The sequence below is a fragment of the Priestia sp. USM5 genome (assembly GCF_058323215.1).
On the sequence record NZ_JBSGKN010000001.1, the window covers coordinates 988,441 to 1,007,019 of the forward strand.

17 protein-coding genes and 1 riboswitch are annotated in these 18,579 nt (G+C 39.8%); of the genes, 13 read left to right on the forward strand and 4 right to left on the reverse strand.

The genetic code is table 11. The annotated features are described in order from the left end of the window. Positions 1-140 precede the first annotated feature (140 nt). Positions 141-1,415, forward strand: coding sequence for a S1C family serine protease (locus ACWATA_RS05080; RefSeq protein WP_033579915.1), 1,275 nt, complete (start codon positions 141-143; stop codon positions 1,413-1,415). After that, on the forward strand, positions 1,412-2,314 hold the full coding sequence (locus ACWATA_RS05085; protein WP_028415017.1) for a peptidyl-prolyl cis-trans isomerase: 903 nt from the start codon (positions 1,412-1,414) through the stop codon (positions 2,312-2,314). Before ACWATA_RS05080 ends, ACWATA_RS05085 begins: the two co-directional genes overlap by 4 nt. 288 nt (positions 2,315-2,602) lie before the next feature. Here the strand turns inward: ACWATA_RS05085 and ACWATA_RS05090 are convergent, their stop codons facing one another. Continuing rightward, a complete protein-coding gene (locus ACWATA_RS05090) occupies positions 2,603-3,058 on the reverse strand; it encodes an Lrp/AsnC family transcriptional regulator (RefSeq protein WP_033580329.1) in 456 nt (151 codons plus the stop codon). 120 nt (positions 3,059-3,178) lie between these two features. Here ACWATA_RS05090 and ACWATA_RS05095 point away from each other — a divergent pair, with 120 nt between their 5' ends. The 4 genes from ACWATA_RS05095 to ACWATA_RS05110 all read left to right on the forward strand — a co-directional run bounded on the left by ACWATA_RS05095 (position 3,179) and on the right by ACWATA_RS05110 (position 6,412). Next, positions 3,179-3,637: a carboxymuconolactone decarboxylase family protein gene (locus ACWATA_RS05095; RefSeq protein WP_028415015.1), complete on the forward strand. Its 459-nt coding sequence runs from the start codon at positions 3,179-3,181 to the stop codon at positions 3,635-3,637. A 115-nt stretch (positions 3,638-3,752) separates the two neighbouring features. Further along, positions 3,753-3,897: riboswitch (cyclic di-AMP (ydaO/yuaA leader) on the forward strand. 124 nt (positions 3,898-4,021) lie between these two features. Further along, positions 4,022-4,681: a potassium channel family protein gene (locus ACWATA_RS05100; protein WP_028415014.1), complete on the forward strand. Its 660-nt coding sequence runs from the start codon at positions 4,022-4,024 to the stop codon at positions 4,679-4,681. Between the two features lie 3 nt (positions 4,682-4,684). Continuing rightward, complete coding sequence (locus ACWATA_RS05105; protein ID WP_028415013.1) at positions 4,685-6,004, forward strand: TrkH family potassium uptake protein; 1,320 nt, start codon at positions 4,685-4,687, stop codon at positions 6,002-6,004. Positions 6,005-6,331: 327 nt separating this feature from the next. After that, a complete protein-coding gene (locus ACWATA_RS05110; RefSeq protein WP_016765202.1) occupies positions 6,332-6,412 on the forward strand; it encodes a YjcZ family sporulation protein in 81 nt (26 codons plus the stop codon). Positions 6,413-6,600: 188 nt separating this feature from the next. On the opposite strand, the gene ACWATA_RS05115 is transcribed toward ACWATA_RS05110, so the two are convergent. Continuing rightward, positions 6,601-6,687 (reverse strand): YjcZ family sporulation protein, encoded by an 87-nt coding sequence (locus ACWATA_RS05115; protein ID WP_016765201.1) that lies wholly within the window; start codon positions 6,685-6,687, stop codon positions 6,601-6,603. A gap of 173 nt (positions 6,688-6,860) precedes the next feature. Between ACWATA_RS05115 and ACWATA_RS05120 the strand changes: the two genes are divergently transcribed. The 4 genes from ACWATA_RS05120 to ACWATA_RS05135 all read left to right on the forward strand — a co-directional run bounded on the left by ACWATA_RS05120 (position 6,861) and on the right by ACWATA_RS05135 (position 12,801). Beyond that, a complete protein-coding gene (locus ACWATA_RS05120) occupies positions 6,861-7,358 on the forward strand; it encodes a tetratricopeptide repeat protein (protein WP_028415012.1) in 498 nt (165 codons plus the stop codon). Between the two features lie 409 nt (positions 7,359-7,767). Continuing rightward, on the forward strand, positions 7,768-9,846 hold the full coding sequence (gene ggt / locus ACWATA_RS05125; protein ID WP_328171959.1) for a gamma-glutamyltransferase: 2,079 nt from the start codon (positions 7,768-7,770) through the stop codon (positions 9,844-9,846). Between the two features lie 391 nt (positions 9,847-10,237). Next, complete coding sequence (rocF, locus tag ACWATA_RS05130) at positions 10,238-11,137, forward strand: arginase (RefSeq protein WP_098113590.1); 900 nt, start codon at positions 10,238-10,240, stop codon at positions 11,135-11,137. Between the two features lie 230 nt (positions 11,138-11,367). Beyond that, the gene (locus ACWATA_RS05135; protein ID WP_028415010.1) at positions 11,368-12,801 is read left to right on the forward strand and encodes an amino acid permease; all 1,434 of its coding nucleotides are present in this window, start codon (positions 11,368-11,370) and stop codon (positions 12,799-12,801) included. Positions 12,802-12,851: 50 nt separating this feature from the next. Here ACWATA_RS05135 and ACWATA_RS05140 read toward each other — a convergent pair whose 3' ends face one another. Both ACWATA_RS05140 and ACWATA_RS05145 read right to left on the reverse strand, forming a co-directional pair. Further along, a complete protein-coding gene (locus tag ACWATA_RS05140; RefSeq protein ID WP_473049605.1) occupies positions 12,852-14,024 on the reverse strand; it encodes a hypothetical protein in 1,173 nt (390 codons plus the stop codon). A gap of 167 nt (positions 14,025-14,191) precedes the next feature. Beyond that, positions 14,192-14,425 (reverse strand): YczF family membrane protein, encoded by a 234-nt coding sequence (locus ACWATA_RS05145; protein ID WP_028415008.1) that lies wholly within the window; start codon positions 14,423-14,425, stop codon positions 14,192-14,194. Between the two features lie 157 nt (positions 14,426-14,582). Between ACWATA_RS05145 and ACWATA_RS05150 the strand changes: the two genes are divergently transcribed. From ACWATA_RS05150 to ACWATA_RS05160, 3 genes are read left to right on the forward strand one after another with little or no spacing between them, the layout of a single operon-like run. Further along, on the forward strand, positions 14,583-16,205 hold the full coding sequence (locus ACWATA_RS05150; RefSeq protein ID WP_473049606.1) for a spore germination protein: 1,623 nt from the start codon (positions 14,583-14,585) through the stop codon (positions 16,203-16,205). Further along, positions 16,195-17,424 carry a Ger(x)C family spore germination protein gene (locus ACWATA_RS05155; RefSeq protein WP_028415006.1) on the forward strand — a complete coding sequence of 410 codons (1,230 nt, stop codon included), beginning with the start codon at positions 16,195-16,197 and terminating at the stop codon, positions 17,422-17,424. The genes ACWATA_RS05150 and ACWATA_RS05155 overlap by 11 nt, the downstream gene beginning before the upstream one ends. A 17-nt stretch (positions 17,425-17,441) precedes the next feature. Continuing rightward, positions 17,442-18,557, forward strand: a complete 1,116-nt coding sequence (locus tag ACWATA_RS05160) for a GerAB/ArcD/ProY family transporter (protein WP_028415005.1) — start codon at positions 17,442-17,444, stop codon at positions 18,555-18,557. The last annotated feature ends 22 nt before the right edge of the window (positions 18,558-18,579 follow it).

Below are 18,579 nucleotides of genomic sequence, written 5' to 3' on the forward strand. Positions count from 1 at the left end.
ATGTACCCGCTATTATACTACGTGTTTGCTGTTATAAAGAAATTTTTCACAATTTCACACATTGTTTTGATACTTATCCCAAACTTTTATTTTATAGTATAGATAACATAAAATTTGCTACGTTAAAAGGAGTGTTTTTCATGGATCCACGTGATTATGAAAGAGAGCAAGAACGAAAAGAAGAATATGAAAACCGCCAGCAGCGCTACGATCAGTATCAGCCTGCGTCATCATCACAGCCTCCAAGAAGACGCTTATTTCCAGTGATCGCATCTTCCATCGCGGGAGCAGTGCTAGGGGGAGGAATTGTGCTATACGGCGCTCCGCAGCTAGGGTTAATGGATTCAGCGGATACGCAAACAGCGAATCAAACAACGCAGACTCAAACGGCAACAACAACGAGCACAACGCCTCGAACAGTAAGCACAACCGTGAATCAGTCAGATCTTGTTTCAGTTGTAAATAAAGTATCAGCTGCTGTTGTAGGCGTGAACAATATTCAACAGCAAACAAATCCATTTTCTGGAGATACCCAAACGCAAGAAGCAGGAACGGGTTCCGGTGTTATTTTCAAAAAAGAAAATGGAAAAGCCTACGTTGTGACTAATAACCACGTTATTGACGGCGCAAGCGAAGTAGAAGTGTCACTTTCAAACGGACAAAAAGAAAAAGCTAAAATTGTCGGAGCTGACGCGCTAACGGATTTAGCGGTGCTTGAAATGTCCGACAAAAATGTTGAACAAGTGGCGAAGTTTGGAAAATCATCAGATTTAGTGGCGGGTGAAACGGTTCTTGCAATCGGAAACCCTCTTGGTGAACAATTTTCTCGTACGGTCACACAAGGTATCGTGAGCGCAGCAAAACGCTCTGTCCCTATTTCAGAGAATTGGAACGTAGATGCAATTCAAACGGATGCGGCGATTAATCCAGGAAACAGCGGCGGTGCCTTGATCAATTCTTCCGGTGAAGTAGTTGGTATCAACAGTATGAAAATTTCAGAAGACAATGTAGAAGGAATCGGCTTTGCTCTTCCAAGTGATGAAGTGCAGCCAACAATTGAACAGCTGATGAAAAACGGAAAAATAACGCGTCCATATATGGGGGTAGGTCTTCAAGATGTAGGTCAGCTTTCAGCTGCAACAAAACAAGATCAGCTAGGCCTAACAAGCGATACGTCTGAAGGAGTTGTCGTAACGACGGTTGAACCATTCTCTTCTGCTTCTGATGCTGGTTTACAATCAAAAGACGTGATTGTTGCCATCGATGGAAATGAAGTCAAAACATCCAGTGATTTACGTCAATATCTATACACAAAACGCAAAGTAGGAGACACGGTAAAATTAGACGTGTACCGAAATGGAAAAAAACAAACTATTTCTCTGAAGCTTTCAGAGCAGCAGGATAACAATGGATGAGTTCAGCACCGTTAAAGCTGCTGCTAGCAGTATTAACAGCGTTAGGATTTTTAACAGGCTGCGGAGGGAAGCATTCAAACACGATGTTTCCTTCTGTAGAAATTAGTCAGCTATCTTCTGCCAAAGAAGTGGCAGCGTATGAAGGAGGAAAGGTGACAGGAGCAGAATTCAATCGTTTTTTAGCCGTTGAAGGGTTCTTAAATCCCGATGCTCCGCTAAATGATACAAGCTACCGCAAAGAGTTGTTGCGGCAGCTTGTCATGCAAAAAATCTTAATTTCGCATCTAAAGACAAGTGACAGGGTACAGAAAAAAGTCGAGGATATGTGGAAACAAATCAAACGTTCATATGACGAAGATACAAGAAAACAAGGCTATGAAGTCTTGCACATTCGTTCTAGCGATGTAACTAAACAGCTAATAAATCAGTTTAAATTAGAAGAATATTTCCGTAAACAAATTACGTCTGATGAACTAGACGCTTACTATACACGTATTGAGAATGATGTAACGCGCGTATCTTTTTCGCAGCTAACTTTTACAACTTTACATGATGCCGAGACCGTTGCGGCTGAGCTGCAAAAAGGAACATCGCTTCAAGACGTTCAAAAAAAATATGCTGATGTCCAGACCATCAGCAAAATAGAGAATGATGATAATCTAAAGCTTTCGAATCTATCTCCCTCTTTTATAGATGTTTTAAAAAAACAGCACATCGGAGAGTGTAGTAAGCCCATTAAAATGGGTAAAGTCTATTATATTCTTATTTTAAAACAAAAAGATAAAAAAACGGAATCAGAAGTCAAAGAAGAAATGATGAAAGAACTTGTTTTGAATCATATCAACCGGTATATCCAGGATCAACTGCCAAGGTTTCACGTGACTTTCAACCTTAGGTAGTTCCCTTTTATATAGATTGATTGTTTTCAAAAAACAAGCAGGTAAAAGAGCTTTCTATTAATAGAGAGCTCTTTTACATTTTTAAGTAGACAGAAATGTCGGTACCTGATAGAATGAAGTTGTAAAACTTTCATTATTCGGAAAATTTATACCCTCCAGCTTTGGAGGGTTATTTTTTATGCTTTTGGACGAATAAAAGAGGCTAGGACAGAAGTAGTTTAGTGGAAAGAAGATCCGAACGATGAATCGTTCGGATCTTTTTGTTAGTACGGTGAACGTATGTTTCAATCACTTTTCATCTTTTAAATGACTCAATAATGCAGAAGACATCTCCACGTGAGAAAGGGCGATGTGTGAAATCGTTTTGGCATAAGGTGTAATTTCGTTAATAAATTGCTCGAGTACGTGCAGGTGAGGAAGCTGAAGCTTTGTAATGAAGCAAGCCTGTCCGGCGATGCGTTCACAGAATAAAGCATAGGGATACTGAGAAATAAATCTTTTAAAACGCTCGTGCTCTCCGTTTTTCATGGTTACTTCAATAAAACACGAGACGGGCAACTGCAGCTTTTCATAATCAATATCGATTGTATATCTTTTTATAATACCAAAGCTCTCTAGCTGTCTTACTCGCTCTGCCACTGAAGGAGGAGACAGGTTAATTTGTTTTCCTAGCTCTCTTAAGGAAAGACGGCTGTTTTGCTGCAGTGCCTGCAAAATCGATAAATCAATTTCATCAATTTTCAATTGAAAACCTTCTTTCATATTAATGTTTCATTTGATTAGTAACAGCATATAATATGTTTTATTTGTTATCTGAAATCTCCATTTTTCTTACTATAATAATTAAAAAGGAGTGAGTAAAAAATGGCAAGAGTTTTGTTAACAAACGAAGAGGGAACAAATTTTGAAAAAGCACTGAATTTAATTCCAGATGTAAAAAGGTTGTATGATGAGCTATACGACAAGCTTTGGAACAGTGATATAGTAAAAAGAGAGACTAAGGAAAAAATCAGGCTTTATCTAGCAGGTGTTAACGGCTGTGAGACGTGTATGAGCATGTCATATGTAGGCGATAAGACGCTTAATCAAAAAGTGTTAAGAGAAAAAGAGCTGGAAGAAAAAGATCGACTGCTGTTTCGATTTATAGATGTATACCGAGTGCGTCCAAGGGATTTGACGGATGCTGATATGGATCAATTAAAGAAATTTTACAGTGATACGCAGCTATTAGAGCTTTTGGCCGTTATTAATTTGTTTGATCAATTTCACAAACTGATTGTCAGTTTAGATTTATATGATTTTTGCAGTTTGCAGCGCAAGTGATGTCTTCCCTAAAAATATCTTGACAGACAAAATCCACAGGAGTAAGATAGCTTTCGTGAAGTGAAACGTATCATGAATCGAATCGATTATTCTAAAAAATAGATCATAGACATTTGAATAAAAATCGCTTAATCCATTACGGAGCGGAGGACCCATTATTTACGCACATATTGTGCTCCGGGGTGAATCCTTAAAAAGGTAGGGTTACTCTTAAAACCCGAACCCGACAGCTAACTTCGCAAGCGTTTTGAGGGGGAAGAGTGTGAAAAAACACAGGAGCCTTCCTGTGTTTTTTTGCGCTTTTTTTAAGAAAAACATGTAATTTTTTAGAAAAAGTATAAGCTAAGAGAACACACAGCAGTTGAAGAAAGGAATAAATACATTATGAAAAAACAGTTTGCTGTATTGGGATTAGGTCGTTTTGGAGGCAGTTTGGTTGAAGAGTTTGCTAATTTGGATGTGGATGTGCTCGCTATTGACCGCAATCAGGAGGTAGTAAAGAAATATAGCAACTCAGCTACATATGTCGTGCAAGCGAACGCAATTGATGAAGCTAGCTTAAAAGGGCTAGGCATTCGTAACGTTGATCATGCTCTTATTTCGTTTGGAGACGATATTGAAGCAAGCGTGCTTGCAACGATGCTTTTAAAAGATATGGGCGTTAAGCAAGTATGGGTAAAAGCGGTGAATATGTATCATCAAAAAGTGCTGGAGAAAATAGGAGCGGACAAAGTCATTCATCCTGAGCGCGATATTGCGAAGCGGATTGCTCATCACGTGGTGTCAGAAAAGATCATTGATTACATTGAACTGTCAAAGGATTATAGTATTGTCGAAATTGTCGCTTCTAAAAAGCTTCATAATAAAACGCTGTTTGATTTGAACATTCGTGCCAAGTACGGCTGCAATATTATCGGCTTTCAGCGAAAAGACGGGGAAATGGTGATTTCGCCTACCGCGCATGAAATAATTGAACAAGGAGATATGCTGATTGTTATCGGACATAATCGCGATTTAAACCGTTTTGAAGAAGAAGGAGTTTAACTTATGAAAAAAAAAATTGTTAGGCTTACGCCGCCGCAGCTGCTTGTCTCCATTTTTGGCGGAGGAATTATTATTGGTGCTCTTTTATTAATGATGCCTTTTTCTACTACTGAGCCAATCCGGTGGGTAGACGCCCTTTTTACATCTACTTCCGCTATGACAGTGACCGGCTTAGCCGTCGTAGATACAGGTACGCGTTTTACCGTCATCGGTCAAACGATTATTATGCTGTTAATTCAAATAGGCGGTCTTGGCATTATGTCATTTGCCGTGCTAATTTTTATGATGCTAGGTAAAAAAATTGGATTTAAAGAGCGTATGCTCGTTCAGCAGGCATTAAATCAAACGAGCGTCGGCGGAGTTGTCCTGCTAGTTAAAAGGCTGTTTATCTTTTCATTTTTAATTGAGTTTGTTGCACTTATCTTTTTAGCGATACGCTGGGTTCCGGAATTCGGATGGTCTAAGGGGCTATTCTTTAGCTTGTTTCATTCAATTTCAGCTTTTAATAACGCAGGGTTCGGACTATTATCTGACAGCTTAGTTCAGTATGTAGGAGATCCCGTTATTAACATAACGATTTCCTTTTTGTTTATTATTGGTGGGTTAGGATTTACCGTTCTTGCTGATATGTGGGTAAAAAAATCGTATAAAAAACTAACGCTGCATTCAAAAATTATGATTATCAGCACGTTTGCCATTAACGTGATTGCCATGCTTTTTATTTTTTTCTTAGAGTACGGCAATTCACATACACTTGGAAGTTTGTCATTAGGAGACAAAGTGTGGGCGTCTTATTTTCAAGCGGTAACAACACGCACAGCAGGTTTTAATAGTATCGATATAGGAAGTCTACATGATTCCACCATATTTTTAATGGTTATGTTAATGTTCATAGGTGCAGGGAGTGCGTCAACAGGAGGAGGTATTAAACTAACAACGTTTGTGGTGATTGTCTTTTCTGTATGGGCATTTTTACGAAGCAGGGAAGATATTGTGCTGTTAAAGAGACGGCTTCTTCCTCTTCATGTGTTTAAGGCACTAGCCATTACGATGATTTCGATTATGTTTGTGTTTGGGGCCATTTTTCTATTAAATATCTCAGAAAACCTGCCGTTTATAAAAATTATGTTTGAAGTGGTTTCTGCGTTTGGAACAGTGGGGTTATCGATGGGAGCAACTCCTGAGCTTTCATACTTTGGACGCGTGATTATTATCTTTATCATGTTTTTAGGAAAAGTGGGGCCATTAACCCTTGCGTTTTCATTATCTAAGCAAAAGCGTGAAGCCGTTCGCTATCCAAACGAAGATATAATGCTAGGATAGAAAAATCGCCTTCGATGAGGCGATTTTTTTATATTATTTATACGTTCAAGACATATAAGAGGTTACGCACAAAACAGTTGCGATGAATAAAAAGAAGGCAAAAACAAGAACAATGGGCAATTTGGAATGTCGGCGCATTAAAGCCCCTCCTTTTTTATAGTAAAAAAATCTCTTACTATATATAACGAAAGAAACAAAAATATGATTCACTTTTTTTGGCGAAATTTGAAGGTTTTTCTCATTGGAAAAATCCGCACCCCTGTCCTAAACATTTTGCCAAGCTGTTGCATACACTAAAAGCAGATAACAGGAAGTGAGGGATGGTACGTGGGAAAACAAAATTTTGCGTTAATCGTTGTGTTATTTGTTTTACTTGTTATTGTAGGTGCGTCTGGCTTTCGCTTTTAAACGTTAACTTTATTTGCGCATAGTCCCCTTCAAAAAAGGCATACTAGGCGGAAGTAAAAACCAAAAATTTCTTCAATATTGCCGAACAATGAGTTCCTCTACTCATTCATCTAATCGGTATGTAGCCATGCGAAAGCATGGTTTTTTTGAAATAGGAGAGGATGAATGATGTTCATCCTCTCTAGAAATTAGTAGTAGCAAGAACACCCTACGATTACTAATAGGATAAATAAAACAACGATAAATGAAAAACCAAAACCGCCTTTTGCGCCCATATGTGTAACCTCCTTTAATAAAAGTCTCTATATCCTATGTACTAATTGGGTTAAGTGATTGAGAAATTTGCCTATTTTTTAATGGTAACGTTTTTTGTGAAGAATGAAGAACACTTACTTTTTTCATTTGCGCAGAAATCCTTTATGATAAAGAGGAAAAGGAGGGCAAACAGGTGGGAATACATGCACAATACGTCATGAATCAGCTAGAAGAGGGAAAGTGGAAAGAGATCAAGCGCGAAATTCAACAAGAAATGAAGAAAAAACCTCAAGCATCTGATTTGTACTGTTACTTAGCCGTTTGTTTAGCAAAGCAAATCGAAGAATCAATTATCTTTGAAAAAATGGTATTGAACTTAGAAATGGACCGGGCTCTTCATCAGGCATTAACATTAAATCCATCTTCAAGCTTGGCGCACTTCGTTCGAGGAATAAAATATCGGGAAACTCCGCTTATGTTTGGAGGGAATTACGAAAAATCGCTGTTTTATTTGCAGAAGGCGCAAGATCTTGGTTTTGAAGGGATTATGCTGCCGCTCGAACTCGCCAAAACCTATATTCAATTAAAAGAAATGGAAAAAGCGAAAGAACAAATCGCCTATGCTCGGGAAATCAATCCTACGCACGCGGACATTAAAAAAGTCGAAAACATGCTCCAAACAGGACGATGAATCTAAAGTCCTGTTTTATTTTTGATTTTCAGAAAACGTATGCTGATTTTCATAAAGGATTGCTGTTTATATAACAATAAGAATATTTATAAAAAATTTAAGAAGTGCATGTAAGTCGAACGACTTCTTAACTGCTAGATTTTCTACATTATTAGAGCGTTCAGTCTACATAGTTCCAAAAATAGTAAGAAACTATCAGCCTATGGATAAATTGTTAGAAAATATAGATAATTGTAAATGAATAGAGAGAAAAGTTAAACATGCGATTAACTAAAAAAGCAAAGGTATGATTTACTTTGCTTTTTATTTATACGCATATGTAAAAAATATCATAATAAACCAATTTATTCTTCGTGAAATCCATCGTCTCAGGCGATGTGAAATAATGTATTTGAAGGAGGAGACCCAGATGAAGGTTATGAAGATGTTGGCTATTGCGTTATTTAGTTTATGTTTAGTTGTCACACCAGCTGCTGCTGAAGTTCCGGGTGTCGACCATTCAATGAAACGGGGTGCTACACAAGGAATTGTAGCGGCATCTCACCCGCTGGCTGCTGAAGCGGGGAGGAAAGTGTTAGCTGAAGGCGGAAACGCTGTAGATGCGGCAGCGGCCATTCAACTATCTCTAAACGTTGTGGAACCGATGATGTCTGGTATCGGCGGCGGCGGTTTTATGATGATTTATGAAAAAAAGAAAGATAAAATTACGATGCTAGACAGCCGTGAAATGGCACCGGCTGATGTCACGCCTAAGCTGTTTTTAGATTCAAAAGGAAAAGTCATTCCTTTCAGTAAGCGTCACATAACAGGAAAAGCAGTTGGAGTTCCTGGTACGTTAAAAGGAGTAGAAACAGCCCTTGAAGATTATGGAACCATGGACTTATCAGATGTTATTAAACCTGCTATTACTCAAGCGGAACAAGGAATTAAAGTGAATTGGTCGATGGCTCAGTATATCGATGAAAATGCGGACAAGCTTGAAAGATACCAAACGGCCGGTAATGTATTTGTACCGAATGGCAAGCCGTTAAAAGAAGGAGATAAGCTTGTTCAGCCTGATCTTGCGAAAACATTAAAGCTTATTCAAAAAGAAGGGTCAGACGCTCTTTATAAAGGAGAAATTGGAAAAGCGCTTGTTAAAGAAGTTCAAAAACGCGATGGAAGCATGACCATGGATGATTTAAAAAATTACGTTGTAAAAGAACGCGAGCCGGTCAAAACAACTTACCGAGGCTACGATGTGGTTAGTGCGGCTCCTCCTAGCTCCGGCGGATTAACCGTGCAGCAAATTTTAAAGCTAATGGAAGGTTATGATGTAGAAAAAATGGGTTCCAATACGCCACAGTATTTGCAGCATTTAACGGAAGCGATGCACTTAGCTTTTGCGGACCGCGCGGCGTATATGGCAGATGAAGACTTTTACGAAGTGCCGAAAAAAGGCCTGTTAGATGAAGATTATATTAAAGAACGTCGTAAATTAATTAATCCAAATAAAGCAACGCCTAATGTTAAAGAAGGAGACCCTTGGAAATATGAAGGAAAAGAAAATCCAAATAAAGCAACGGTAACGGAAGAAAATCCAATCGGCCAAACGACTCATTTCTCTGTTGTAGACAAATGGGGAAACATGGTTTCTTACACGACTACGATTGAACAAGTTTTTGGTTCAGGAATTATGGTTCCTGACTACGGATTTATGCTCAACAATGAAATGACGGATTTTGATGCCACTCCGGGAGGCGTGAACCAGGTTGAGCCTAAAAAACGCCCTCGAAGCAGCATGTCTCCAACGATGCTGTTAAAAGACGGAAAGCCGTTCATGGCAATTGGTTCACCGGGAGGCCCAACCATTATTGCGTCTGTAGCAGAAACGATTATGAATGTTATTGACCATAAGATGCCGATTCAAAAAGCGATTTTAACGCCTCGTATTTATTCAAGCGGCTATCCAACCGTAAGATGGGAACCTGGCTTTAGCCAAGATACACTCCTTGAAATGATGGCTAAAGGACATGCGTTTGAAGAAAAGCCAGAGCATATTGGAAATGTCCAAGCGGTTATCTATGACTATGAAACGGGGAAAATGTACGGAGGTGCTGATAATACGCGCCAAGGCACGGTATTAGGAGTAGACGCAATTAAATATGTATCCAAACAGCCAAAACCAATTAAAGAAGAGAAAAAAGGAGAGTTTACGGTCGAAGTCAACCGTGCCGTGTATCCATTTACTGATAAGCAAGTAAAACTGATTGATGGAAAGCCTTACGTTCAGTCCGACCGCCTGCTGCTAGGATTAGGCGTCATTGATTCGAGTGATTTAAAGCTGTATAAGCCAAATCACCACTCCTATTTATCGGTTATCAAAGTAGCCAAATCACTTGGCTACAAAGTGAAATGGGATGAAGAAAAGAAAGTAGTCTCATTAGAAAAAGATCCTGGTGAAAACGATACCGGCGATGATGAAGACGGAGACGTTATTACAAATTAAATGGGATAAAAGTAGCTTAGTTGAAGGAAGATCCGAACGCGTTTGATTCTTGATAGAGAATCTAAAGCGTTCGGATTTTTTATTGCGATGGTAAACGTAGGTTTCATTTATATATTGGCTCACTCCTTTTTAAGAAAGCAAATAAAATTGGCGATTTTAAACCAAACGACAAAAAAATTTGCGTAGTTTGCCAAAAAGTTGTAGAAATCGACAGTTTTTTTGGCATGTGTAAGAAAAACTGTGATAAAAAGACTGATAGAATGCTACAAACAAAGTTGGCATCATTTTTGCATAAGAAATAGATGAGGGGCTGTATCAATGAAAAAATACATAGTTAAATAAACGCCTATGTTTACTTCACACAGACTAACATGCAACGGAGGTATAGAAAATGAAAAAAGACATTTCAATTATCGGTGTACCAATGGATTACGGGCAAACAAGAAGGGGCGTAGACATGGGGCCGAGCGCAATCCGCTATGCGGGCATGAATACACGCTTAGAAGCTCTTGGCTATACCGTACATGATGAAGGCGATATTAAAGTAGAGATTAAAGAACGGGCAGACGTGGATAAAAATACGAATTTGAAAAACTTAGCGGCTGTAGCCAGCGGAAATGAACAGCTTGCTGCAAGAGTTGAAGAAGTGAAAGAGCAAGACCGCTTTCCGTTAATATTAGGCGGAGATCACAGTATTGCAATTGGAACGCTTGCAGGAGTGGCAAAAGGTTCAGAAAATTTAGGCGTTATTTGGTATGATGCTCATGGTGATTTAAATACCGCTGAAACATCTCCATCGGGCAACATTCACGGCATGCCGTTAGCGGTGAGCCTGGGTATAGGACATCCTGTACTTTTAAATATTGGAGGGTATACACCAAAAATTAAACCTGAAAATCTAGTTATTATCGGTGCACGCTCACTAGATGATGGTGAAAAAGAGTTAATTAAAGAAAAAGGAATTAAAGTGTATACGATGCATGAAATTGATCGTTTAGGTATGACGCAAGTGATGAAAGAAACGATTGATTATTTAAGCGGTACAGACGGTGTGCACCTGTCGCTGGACTTAGACGGCTTAGATCCAGATGATGCACCAGGCGTAGGTACACCTGTAAAAGGCGGCATCAGCTACCGAGAAAGTCATTTAGCAATGGAAATGCTAGCGGAAGCAGACATGGTGACATCTGCTGAATTTGTAGAAGTGAACCCCATTTTAGATCAGCATAACAAAACTGCAGAAGTAGCGGTTGCGTTAATGAGTTCATTGTTTGGCGATAAGCTTTTATAGGAAAAAGCTACTTACAGGTATCGTGTGGAGAAAATCTGTTGTGATCCAAGAAACGGTCATGCAGGACTAAGCGGCTGCCATCTTCGTTACGGGGGTGGCGCCATTTGAAAATCATCCGGCACCAATTGACTTCAGTCAGGAAGAGCTGCCTAATAAGCGGCTATAAAAACAAAATAAACCTAAAAAAATGAAAGCGATTTCATTTTTGTGCAGCAAAGGGAGGAAATGGGATGAATATTCCACAGGGACAGCCAGGAGAATTAAAAAGAACGATGAAAACAAGGCATCTTTTTATGATATCACTAGGAGGATGTATTGGTACCGGTTTTTTTCTTGGTTCAGGTTATACCATCAATGAAGCAGGTCCGATGGGAGCAATGATTTCCTACTTAGTAGGAGGGATCATTATGTATCTAACGATGCTGTGTCTTGGAGAATTATCCGTTGCTATGCCAGTTGCAGGATCGTTTCAAACGTACTCCACTAAATTTATCGGCCCTGCAACAGGTTTTGCGATTGGATGGCTGTACTGGCTAGGATGGGCAGTAACGGTGGCACTTGAGTTTTTAGCTGCCGGACAATTAATGCAAAGATGGTTCCCAGGCTCGCCCGTTTGGTTATGGTGCGCCATTTTTGGAGCGTTAATTTTTTCACTAAATGCACTTTCAGCCAAAGCATTTGGTGAAACAGAATTTTGGTTTTCAAGCGTTAAAATTTTCGCCATCATTATGTTTATTGTGGTAGGCGGAGCGGCAATGTTTGGACTTATTGATATGAAAAGCGGACAGGAAGCACCGCTTCTATCAAACTTCTTTGCCGAAGGGCTGTTTCCAAACGGTGTAACGGCTTTACTGATTACAATGATTACGGTGAACTTTTCGTTTCAAGGAACAGAATTGATTGGAATTGCGGCGGGAGAAAGTGAAAATCCGGAAAAAACAATTCCAAAAGCGATCAAGCAAACGGTTTGGCGTACGCTTTTCTTTTTCGTCTTATCCGTGTTTGTCTTAGCAAGCATGATTCCTCGTGAAAAAGCAGGCGTTGTAGAAAGCCCGTTTGTTGTTGTGTTAGATAGTGTAGGTGTACCTTACGCGGCGGATATTATGAACTTTATCATTTTAACAGCTCTTCTTTCAGTCGCAAACTCTGGGTTTTACGCGGCTACACGTATGCTTTATTCTCTTTCAAGAGAAGGAATGGCAAGTCCTGCGCTTGGAAAAGTCAACAAAAGAGGTGTACCGTTTAATGCACTATTAATTACGCTTGTGATTTCATGCTTTTCGCTGCTTTCAAGCGTAGTGGCAGCTAAAACCGTTTTCGTATGGCTGATTTCACTCGCTGGACTTGGCGCTCAAATTGGCTGGATTGCGATTACAGCTTCACTGCTTGCATTCCGTCGTGCTTACGTGGCTAAAGGTGGAAAAGTAGAAGATCTGAAATTTAGAACACCTCTTTATCCGGTTCTGCCTATCGTAGCGCTTATTACGAACTGTATTGTTATGATCAGTCTTGCGTTTGATCCTGAGCAGCGAATGGCGTTATACTGCGGAGGTATCTTCTTTATAGGCTGTTATGTTTATTATTATTTGAAAATTCGAAAACAAAATCAGTCAAAACAGGAGCAAGAAGTTCAGCTTGCGGAAAATAAACGAATGATTATTTAACATAAAAACCCGAAAAATCATGATTTTTCGGGTTTTTTATGTACTTGTCTTTAGCTATCTAGTGTTGTATCTTCATTTTTACGGCGGCGAAGTCTCCATAGCGTGATAAGGGCAAGCAGTGTAAGAACGATACCGCTGCCGAGCAGGATATGACTCACTGTTTTATCCTGCTTTTTTTGGCCTTGTTCAAAATATTTCTTGTACATCGCCACCGCAGCTTTATTTTGCTTGTATTTTTTCGGAACGCTCATTTCTTTTCCTAGTTTCCAGCCGTCTTTATAAGCTTTTTGCTGTAAAGATTTCACATCTTTATTCGAATAAAAACCTGCTTTGTACCATTTTTCTAGTTGAGGCTTGTCCTGAAGACTTTTAGGCGCTCTATAGGTCTGATAAGTGAAAGCTGAGTCGTATCCATCTGCTTTTACGTCTTTTTGTTTTTGTTTCTGTCCTTTTTCATATCCTTGTTCAAAGGCTGTTTGCAATTCGCCCTCTGCTTCTGCAGGTACTTCGAGTGGAAGGTCGTGATAGCCTTGTACGTAGCCTTGCTTTTCAAACTGCTTTTTTTGCTGATTCAGTACTTCGGCTTGAGCGGTTTCAAAGCCTTCTGTAAAAGCCTGACGTGTGACATCCTCATCATCATACATGCTGGGAACACTCATCGAATCATTTTCAAGACCTTGTTCATAGCCTTCTTTTTTTGCTTTAACAGATAGGTCCATTAAAGAAATAGCTTTTTTGTAGCCTTGAACATAACCTTTATTCCAGTCGGATGACTTAGAAGGGAAAGGGTCGATTTCCGATTGAATAGTAGCATGTTTGTAATCAAGGACGCCTTGCTGATAGCCTTCCTCTTCGCCGGCAGCCATTTCATTTTCTTGTTCAGTCTTGAGTTCTTCCTCTTTTTGCTGCTGTCCTTTTTTATATCCTACCGTATACCCCATCATAAACCACGTGAATTCTTCAGAAGATTTGTCCAGTCCTGTTGTTTGATCGAACTGCTCGAATTTTTTCTGTGCGTATCCATCTTCTTCTCCGAGCGAATAGCCTTCTTGATAGAGAGAGTCAAAAATAGCTTTTACATCTTCAGTTGTACCCACGTCCGTTGACTGGTCCAAAACATCGGAAGAGGAATCCGGGGAATCAGGAGTAGCATAAGAAGAGATGGGGTCACTTGCAAGAATAAGTAAGCAAGCTGTACTAATAACGGCTAATTTTTTTTTCATCATTTCTTCACCTTTTAGTTCAAAGTTAATATTTATTTTGTAGTTTAAGCGTACAGCTTTCCATGAAGAAAGGCGTGTAAAAGTTTCTCCAATTATGAAAATTATAACATTTAAATGGAAAGGAGAATAGGTGGTAAAAAGGAGAAATATGTGTTTTTTACGGAGTTTTATTTTTGCTGCTGTTTTGCTTTTTTTACTTTAAATGAGCGGTAAAATACTTCAACTACAAAACAGAACAAAAGGAAAAAAAGGACAAATAATTCAGCAAACTCCATAACACGAAACGGACTGTAGGCATTTTGCAAGGCCATGGAAAAACTAAATCCTTGCATCATATCCACACCGATAGAAAATCCCATTAAGCATCCTAACAGCAAAGCTGATATCCAAACGATTTTCATATGTCTCACTCTCCGTTTTTATTTTTTTCTTAAAAACATTCTACTGATAGTTTTTGTTATTTTTTTGGTCTTACGCTTTGATTGTTCTATTAAAAATTGCATACAAAGCATTTATTTGGAAAAAGCTAAAAAAAAGAAAAGAAAGGTGTTTTTAATCGTGCCTTCTTTATTTAAAAATAAAAAAAGCAAAGACAATAAAAAGGAAACAGAAGGTTCGCTACCAGAGGAACAAGAACTGCTGATGCAGTCGCTTGAAGGTAATATAGCTAACATAAAAAAGCGAACGGAGAACAGCTCGGATATGGTGATCCGCTATATAAAAATTGGGGAAAGGGCAGCCATTCAAGCCGCTGTTATCTATATAGACGGAATTGTAGACAATCAGTCTATCCAAGAGCTTTTAGTAGACACCATGATGAAAGATGACGTGTTTTCTGAACCAATAACACCTCAAAATGCTTTTACGTTATTAAAAGAAGATGTAGTAGGAATTGGAGACATTGCGATTTTACATACGTGGAGTGAAGTGTTTCCCGCCTTGATGTCAGGAGACACGCTTATCTTGATAGATGGAAACAACCATGCGATGAGTGCAGGTACGAAAGGCGGGGAGTGGCGTTCCATTCAAGAACCGACTACACAGCTTGTCGTTCGGGGTTCTAAGGAAGGGTTCACGGAATCGATTGCTAAAAACATGCCCATGGTCAGGCGAATTATCAAATCGCCTGACTTATGGGTAGAAACGATGAAGATTGGGAAAGTAACGCAGACAGACGTTTCAATGATGTACATTAATGGGATTGCCAATGACAAAATCGTAAAAGAAGTAAAGAAGCGTCTTAACCAAATTAATATCGATAGCATTTTAGAATCAGGCTATGTAGAGCAGCTTATTGAAGACCAAACGTACACTACTTTTCCTACAATGTATCACACGGAGCGTCCCGATATCGTTGCAGGAAATCTCTTAGAAGGGCGTATTGCGATTTTTGTAGACGGAACGCCATTCGTGCTGATTGCACCTGCTGTCTTCATTCAGTTTTTTCAGTCTCCTGAAGATTATTATTCGCGCTTTGATATTGCCACGTCGATTCGTTTTTTACGCATTCTTATTTTTTTTATTTCACTGATTGCACCGGCTACGTATGTAGCGATCACAACTTTTCATCAAGAAATGGTTCCGACGAAGCTGCTCATCGCCATTGCTGCACAGCGGGAAGATGTTCCGTTTCCTTCCTTGGTTGAAGCGCTCATTATGGAAGTCACATTTGAAATTTTGCGAGAAGCTGGTATTCGACTTCCAAGGGCGATCGGTTCTGCAGTTTCAATTGTAGGAGCGCTCGTGATTGGGCAAGCATCGGTTCAAGCAGGGATTGTATCTCCAGCGATGGTTATTGTTGTAGCGATGACGGCGATTGCAAGCTTTGCGACGCCTTCATTTGCCATTGCGATTTCTGCTCGGCTCATTCGCTTTGTTTTTATGATTGCAGCAGCTACTTTCGGGTTTTATGGCATTATCCTGTGCTTTTTAATGATGATTGTTCATCTCTGCAGTCTTCGTTCATTCGGTGTTCCATACATGACGCCTCTTGCTCCATTTATTCCGAGCAATTCAGGTGATACCATTGTTCGCATGCCGTGGTGGACGCTTAGACAAAGACCAAGGCTCATCAGTAGTGGAAATATGGTGAGAGAAGGAGACAACCAGCGCCCAATGCCTCCTAAAAGCCGGGGAATGGCAAACACTACGGTGAAAGAAGGCGATCAAAGTGATGCGTAAAGGGCTTTTATGTACAGTTATGGCATTTTCGATTTGCATCCTTTCAAGCTGCTGGAGCAGTAAGGAATTAACCGATTTAGCGATTGTCGCAGCGATGGGAATTGATAAAACAAAAGATGGTCAGTATCAAATCACGCTACAAATTATTAATCCAGGTAACGTAGCCGGCGGTCTTCAAGGCGGCGGGGGTGGTACCCAAAGTCCGTCTGTTTCCGTATACGGAGCAAAAGGCGCAAACTTAGTAGAAGCAAGCAGAAGAGCATCGAGCACGGTATCAAGAAGACTGTACTACGCTCATACAAACTTAATTGTGATCGGAGAAAGCCTAGCGAGAACGGAGGGCATTGATGTTATTATTGATGGCATTGACCGAGATCCGGAATTTCGAATTACATCTGATATGGTCATTGCAAACGGCGTAAAAGCTTCCAGTTTTGTAAAATCTCTTACGCCAATTGATAAAATTCCAGCTAATAAAGTCCTTAAAACGCTGGAACTCACCGAACAAAAGTGGGGAGAACATATGAAAGTATCGGCTCAAGAAGTTATGAAAAACCTTGAATCCCCGGGAAGTCAAGCGCTGATGTCAGGGTTTGGAATAAGAGGTAGCGCTCAAAAAGCCCAAACGCTGCAAAATCTTCAGCAAACTGCTCCTGAATCGACTCTTCGTGCAGAAGGACTCGGCATGTTTAAAGATGGGAAGTTGATTACATTTTTATATGGAAAAAAAGCGCGAGGCGTGATGTGGCTGCGGGATAAAGTGCAGGGAACAGATGTGAATATTTCATGGAAAGATAAAAAGAAAGCCATTGCTTATCAAGTCGTCCGTCAGCGAACAAACGTGAGTGCAAATATGGTAAACGGCAAACCAAAGATGATTGTACGAACTAGAGTAGAAGGAGATATTGGTGAAATGGAAGTACCTATAGATATTAAAAATCCATTTGTGATTCTTGATATTGAAAAAAAAATAGAAGCAGCGATTGAAAACGAAATAAAAGAAGCGTTTGCTTTTGCTCAAAAAAAACAGACGGATGTTGTGGGATTTGGAGAAGTCGTGCACGAAAATTATCCGAGGCAGTGGAAAAGGCTTCAGCATGAGTGGAGCGATGTGTATTTTCCTGAAGTGGAGATGGATGTGAAAGTAGAAGCGTATGTAAGACGAGCAGGTTTGCGAAACAAGTCGTTTATGTCTGATGCGGTAAAACAACGCCAGTAAACAGGAGGGAGCAATGAGTGGAAAAAGTGAAAATTAGCTCTGTGCAGTTTTTTATTTTAATCGTCCTTTTTGAACATGGAAGCGCATTGCTCATTCCGCTTGCAATGGATGCAAAACAAGACGCCTGGCTTGCTATTTTACTCGGTATGTTTGGGAGCTTATTGCTTTACCTCATTTACTACCGGCTGTATAGGTACTATCCTAACATGCTGCCGACAGAATACATGCAAAAGCTGCTAGGGAAAGTCTTGGGATCTGCACTTGCTTTTTTATATTTGCTTCATTTTTCATATGCTGCCGCTCGCGTACTTCGTGATTTTGGAGAAATGCTGCTGACATTTGGCTACCCCGACAGTCCTTTGTTTGTCGTGAACGCGATGTTGATGCTGTTGATTATTTATACTGTGCACAAAGGACTTGAAGTAGTGGCTCGGGCAGGAGAGCTCATGTTTATTTTGATGTATATCTTGGCTGTAGCAGGATTTGTGCTTATTTTTGTTTCAGGATTAATTGATTTTACTTCTTTAAAACCAATACTTGGAGATGGGATTTGGCCGGTTTTAAAAACAGTCGCCACTCAGACTCTGTATATTCCGTATGGAGAAGCTGTTGTGTTTACGATGATTTTTCCATATGTAAAAGATCCTAAAAAAGTAAAGCTTGTAGGCCTTTGCGGTATTGTACTAAGCGGCATTAACTTAGCAATCACCATGGCGATTAACGTGAGTGTATTAGGGATAGGGTTGACTAACAGGTCGGTCTTTCCGCTTTTAAGTACGGTAGAGAGCATTAGAGTAGCTGATTTTTTAGAGCGGCTAGACGTGTTTTTTATGATTGCGTTAGTTATTGGAGGATTTGTTAAAATCAGCGTCTTTTTTTACGCGGTAATTGTGGGGCTTTCCACGCTGTTTAAGGTAAAACGACCTTCTGCGCTGACATATCCTGTTGGCACGGTGATTTTATTTTTTTCTTTGACGATTGCAAGTAATTTTCAAGAGCATTTAAAAGAAGGCTTAACGATTATGCCGGTGCTACTTTTTATCCCTTTTCACGTAGTGATTCCGCTTACGCTGCTCTGTATAGCCTTTATTAAACATCGCATAAAAAAAACAAAAGCGCTGCAGCCATCCTAATGGCTGCAGCGCATTCGTCTGC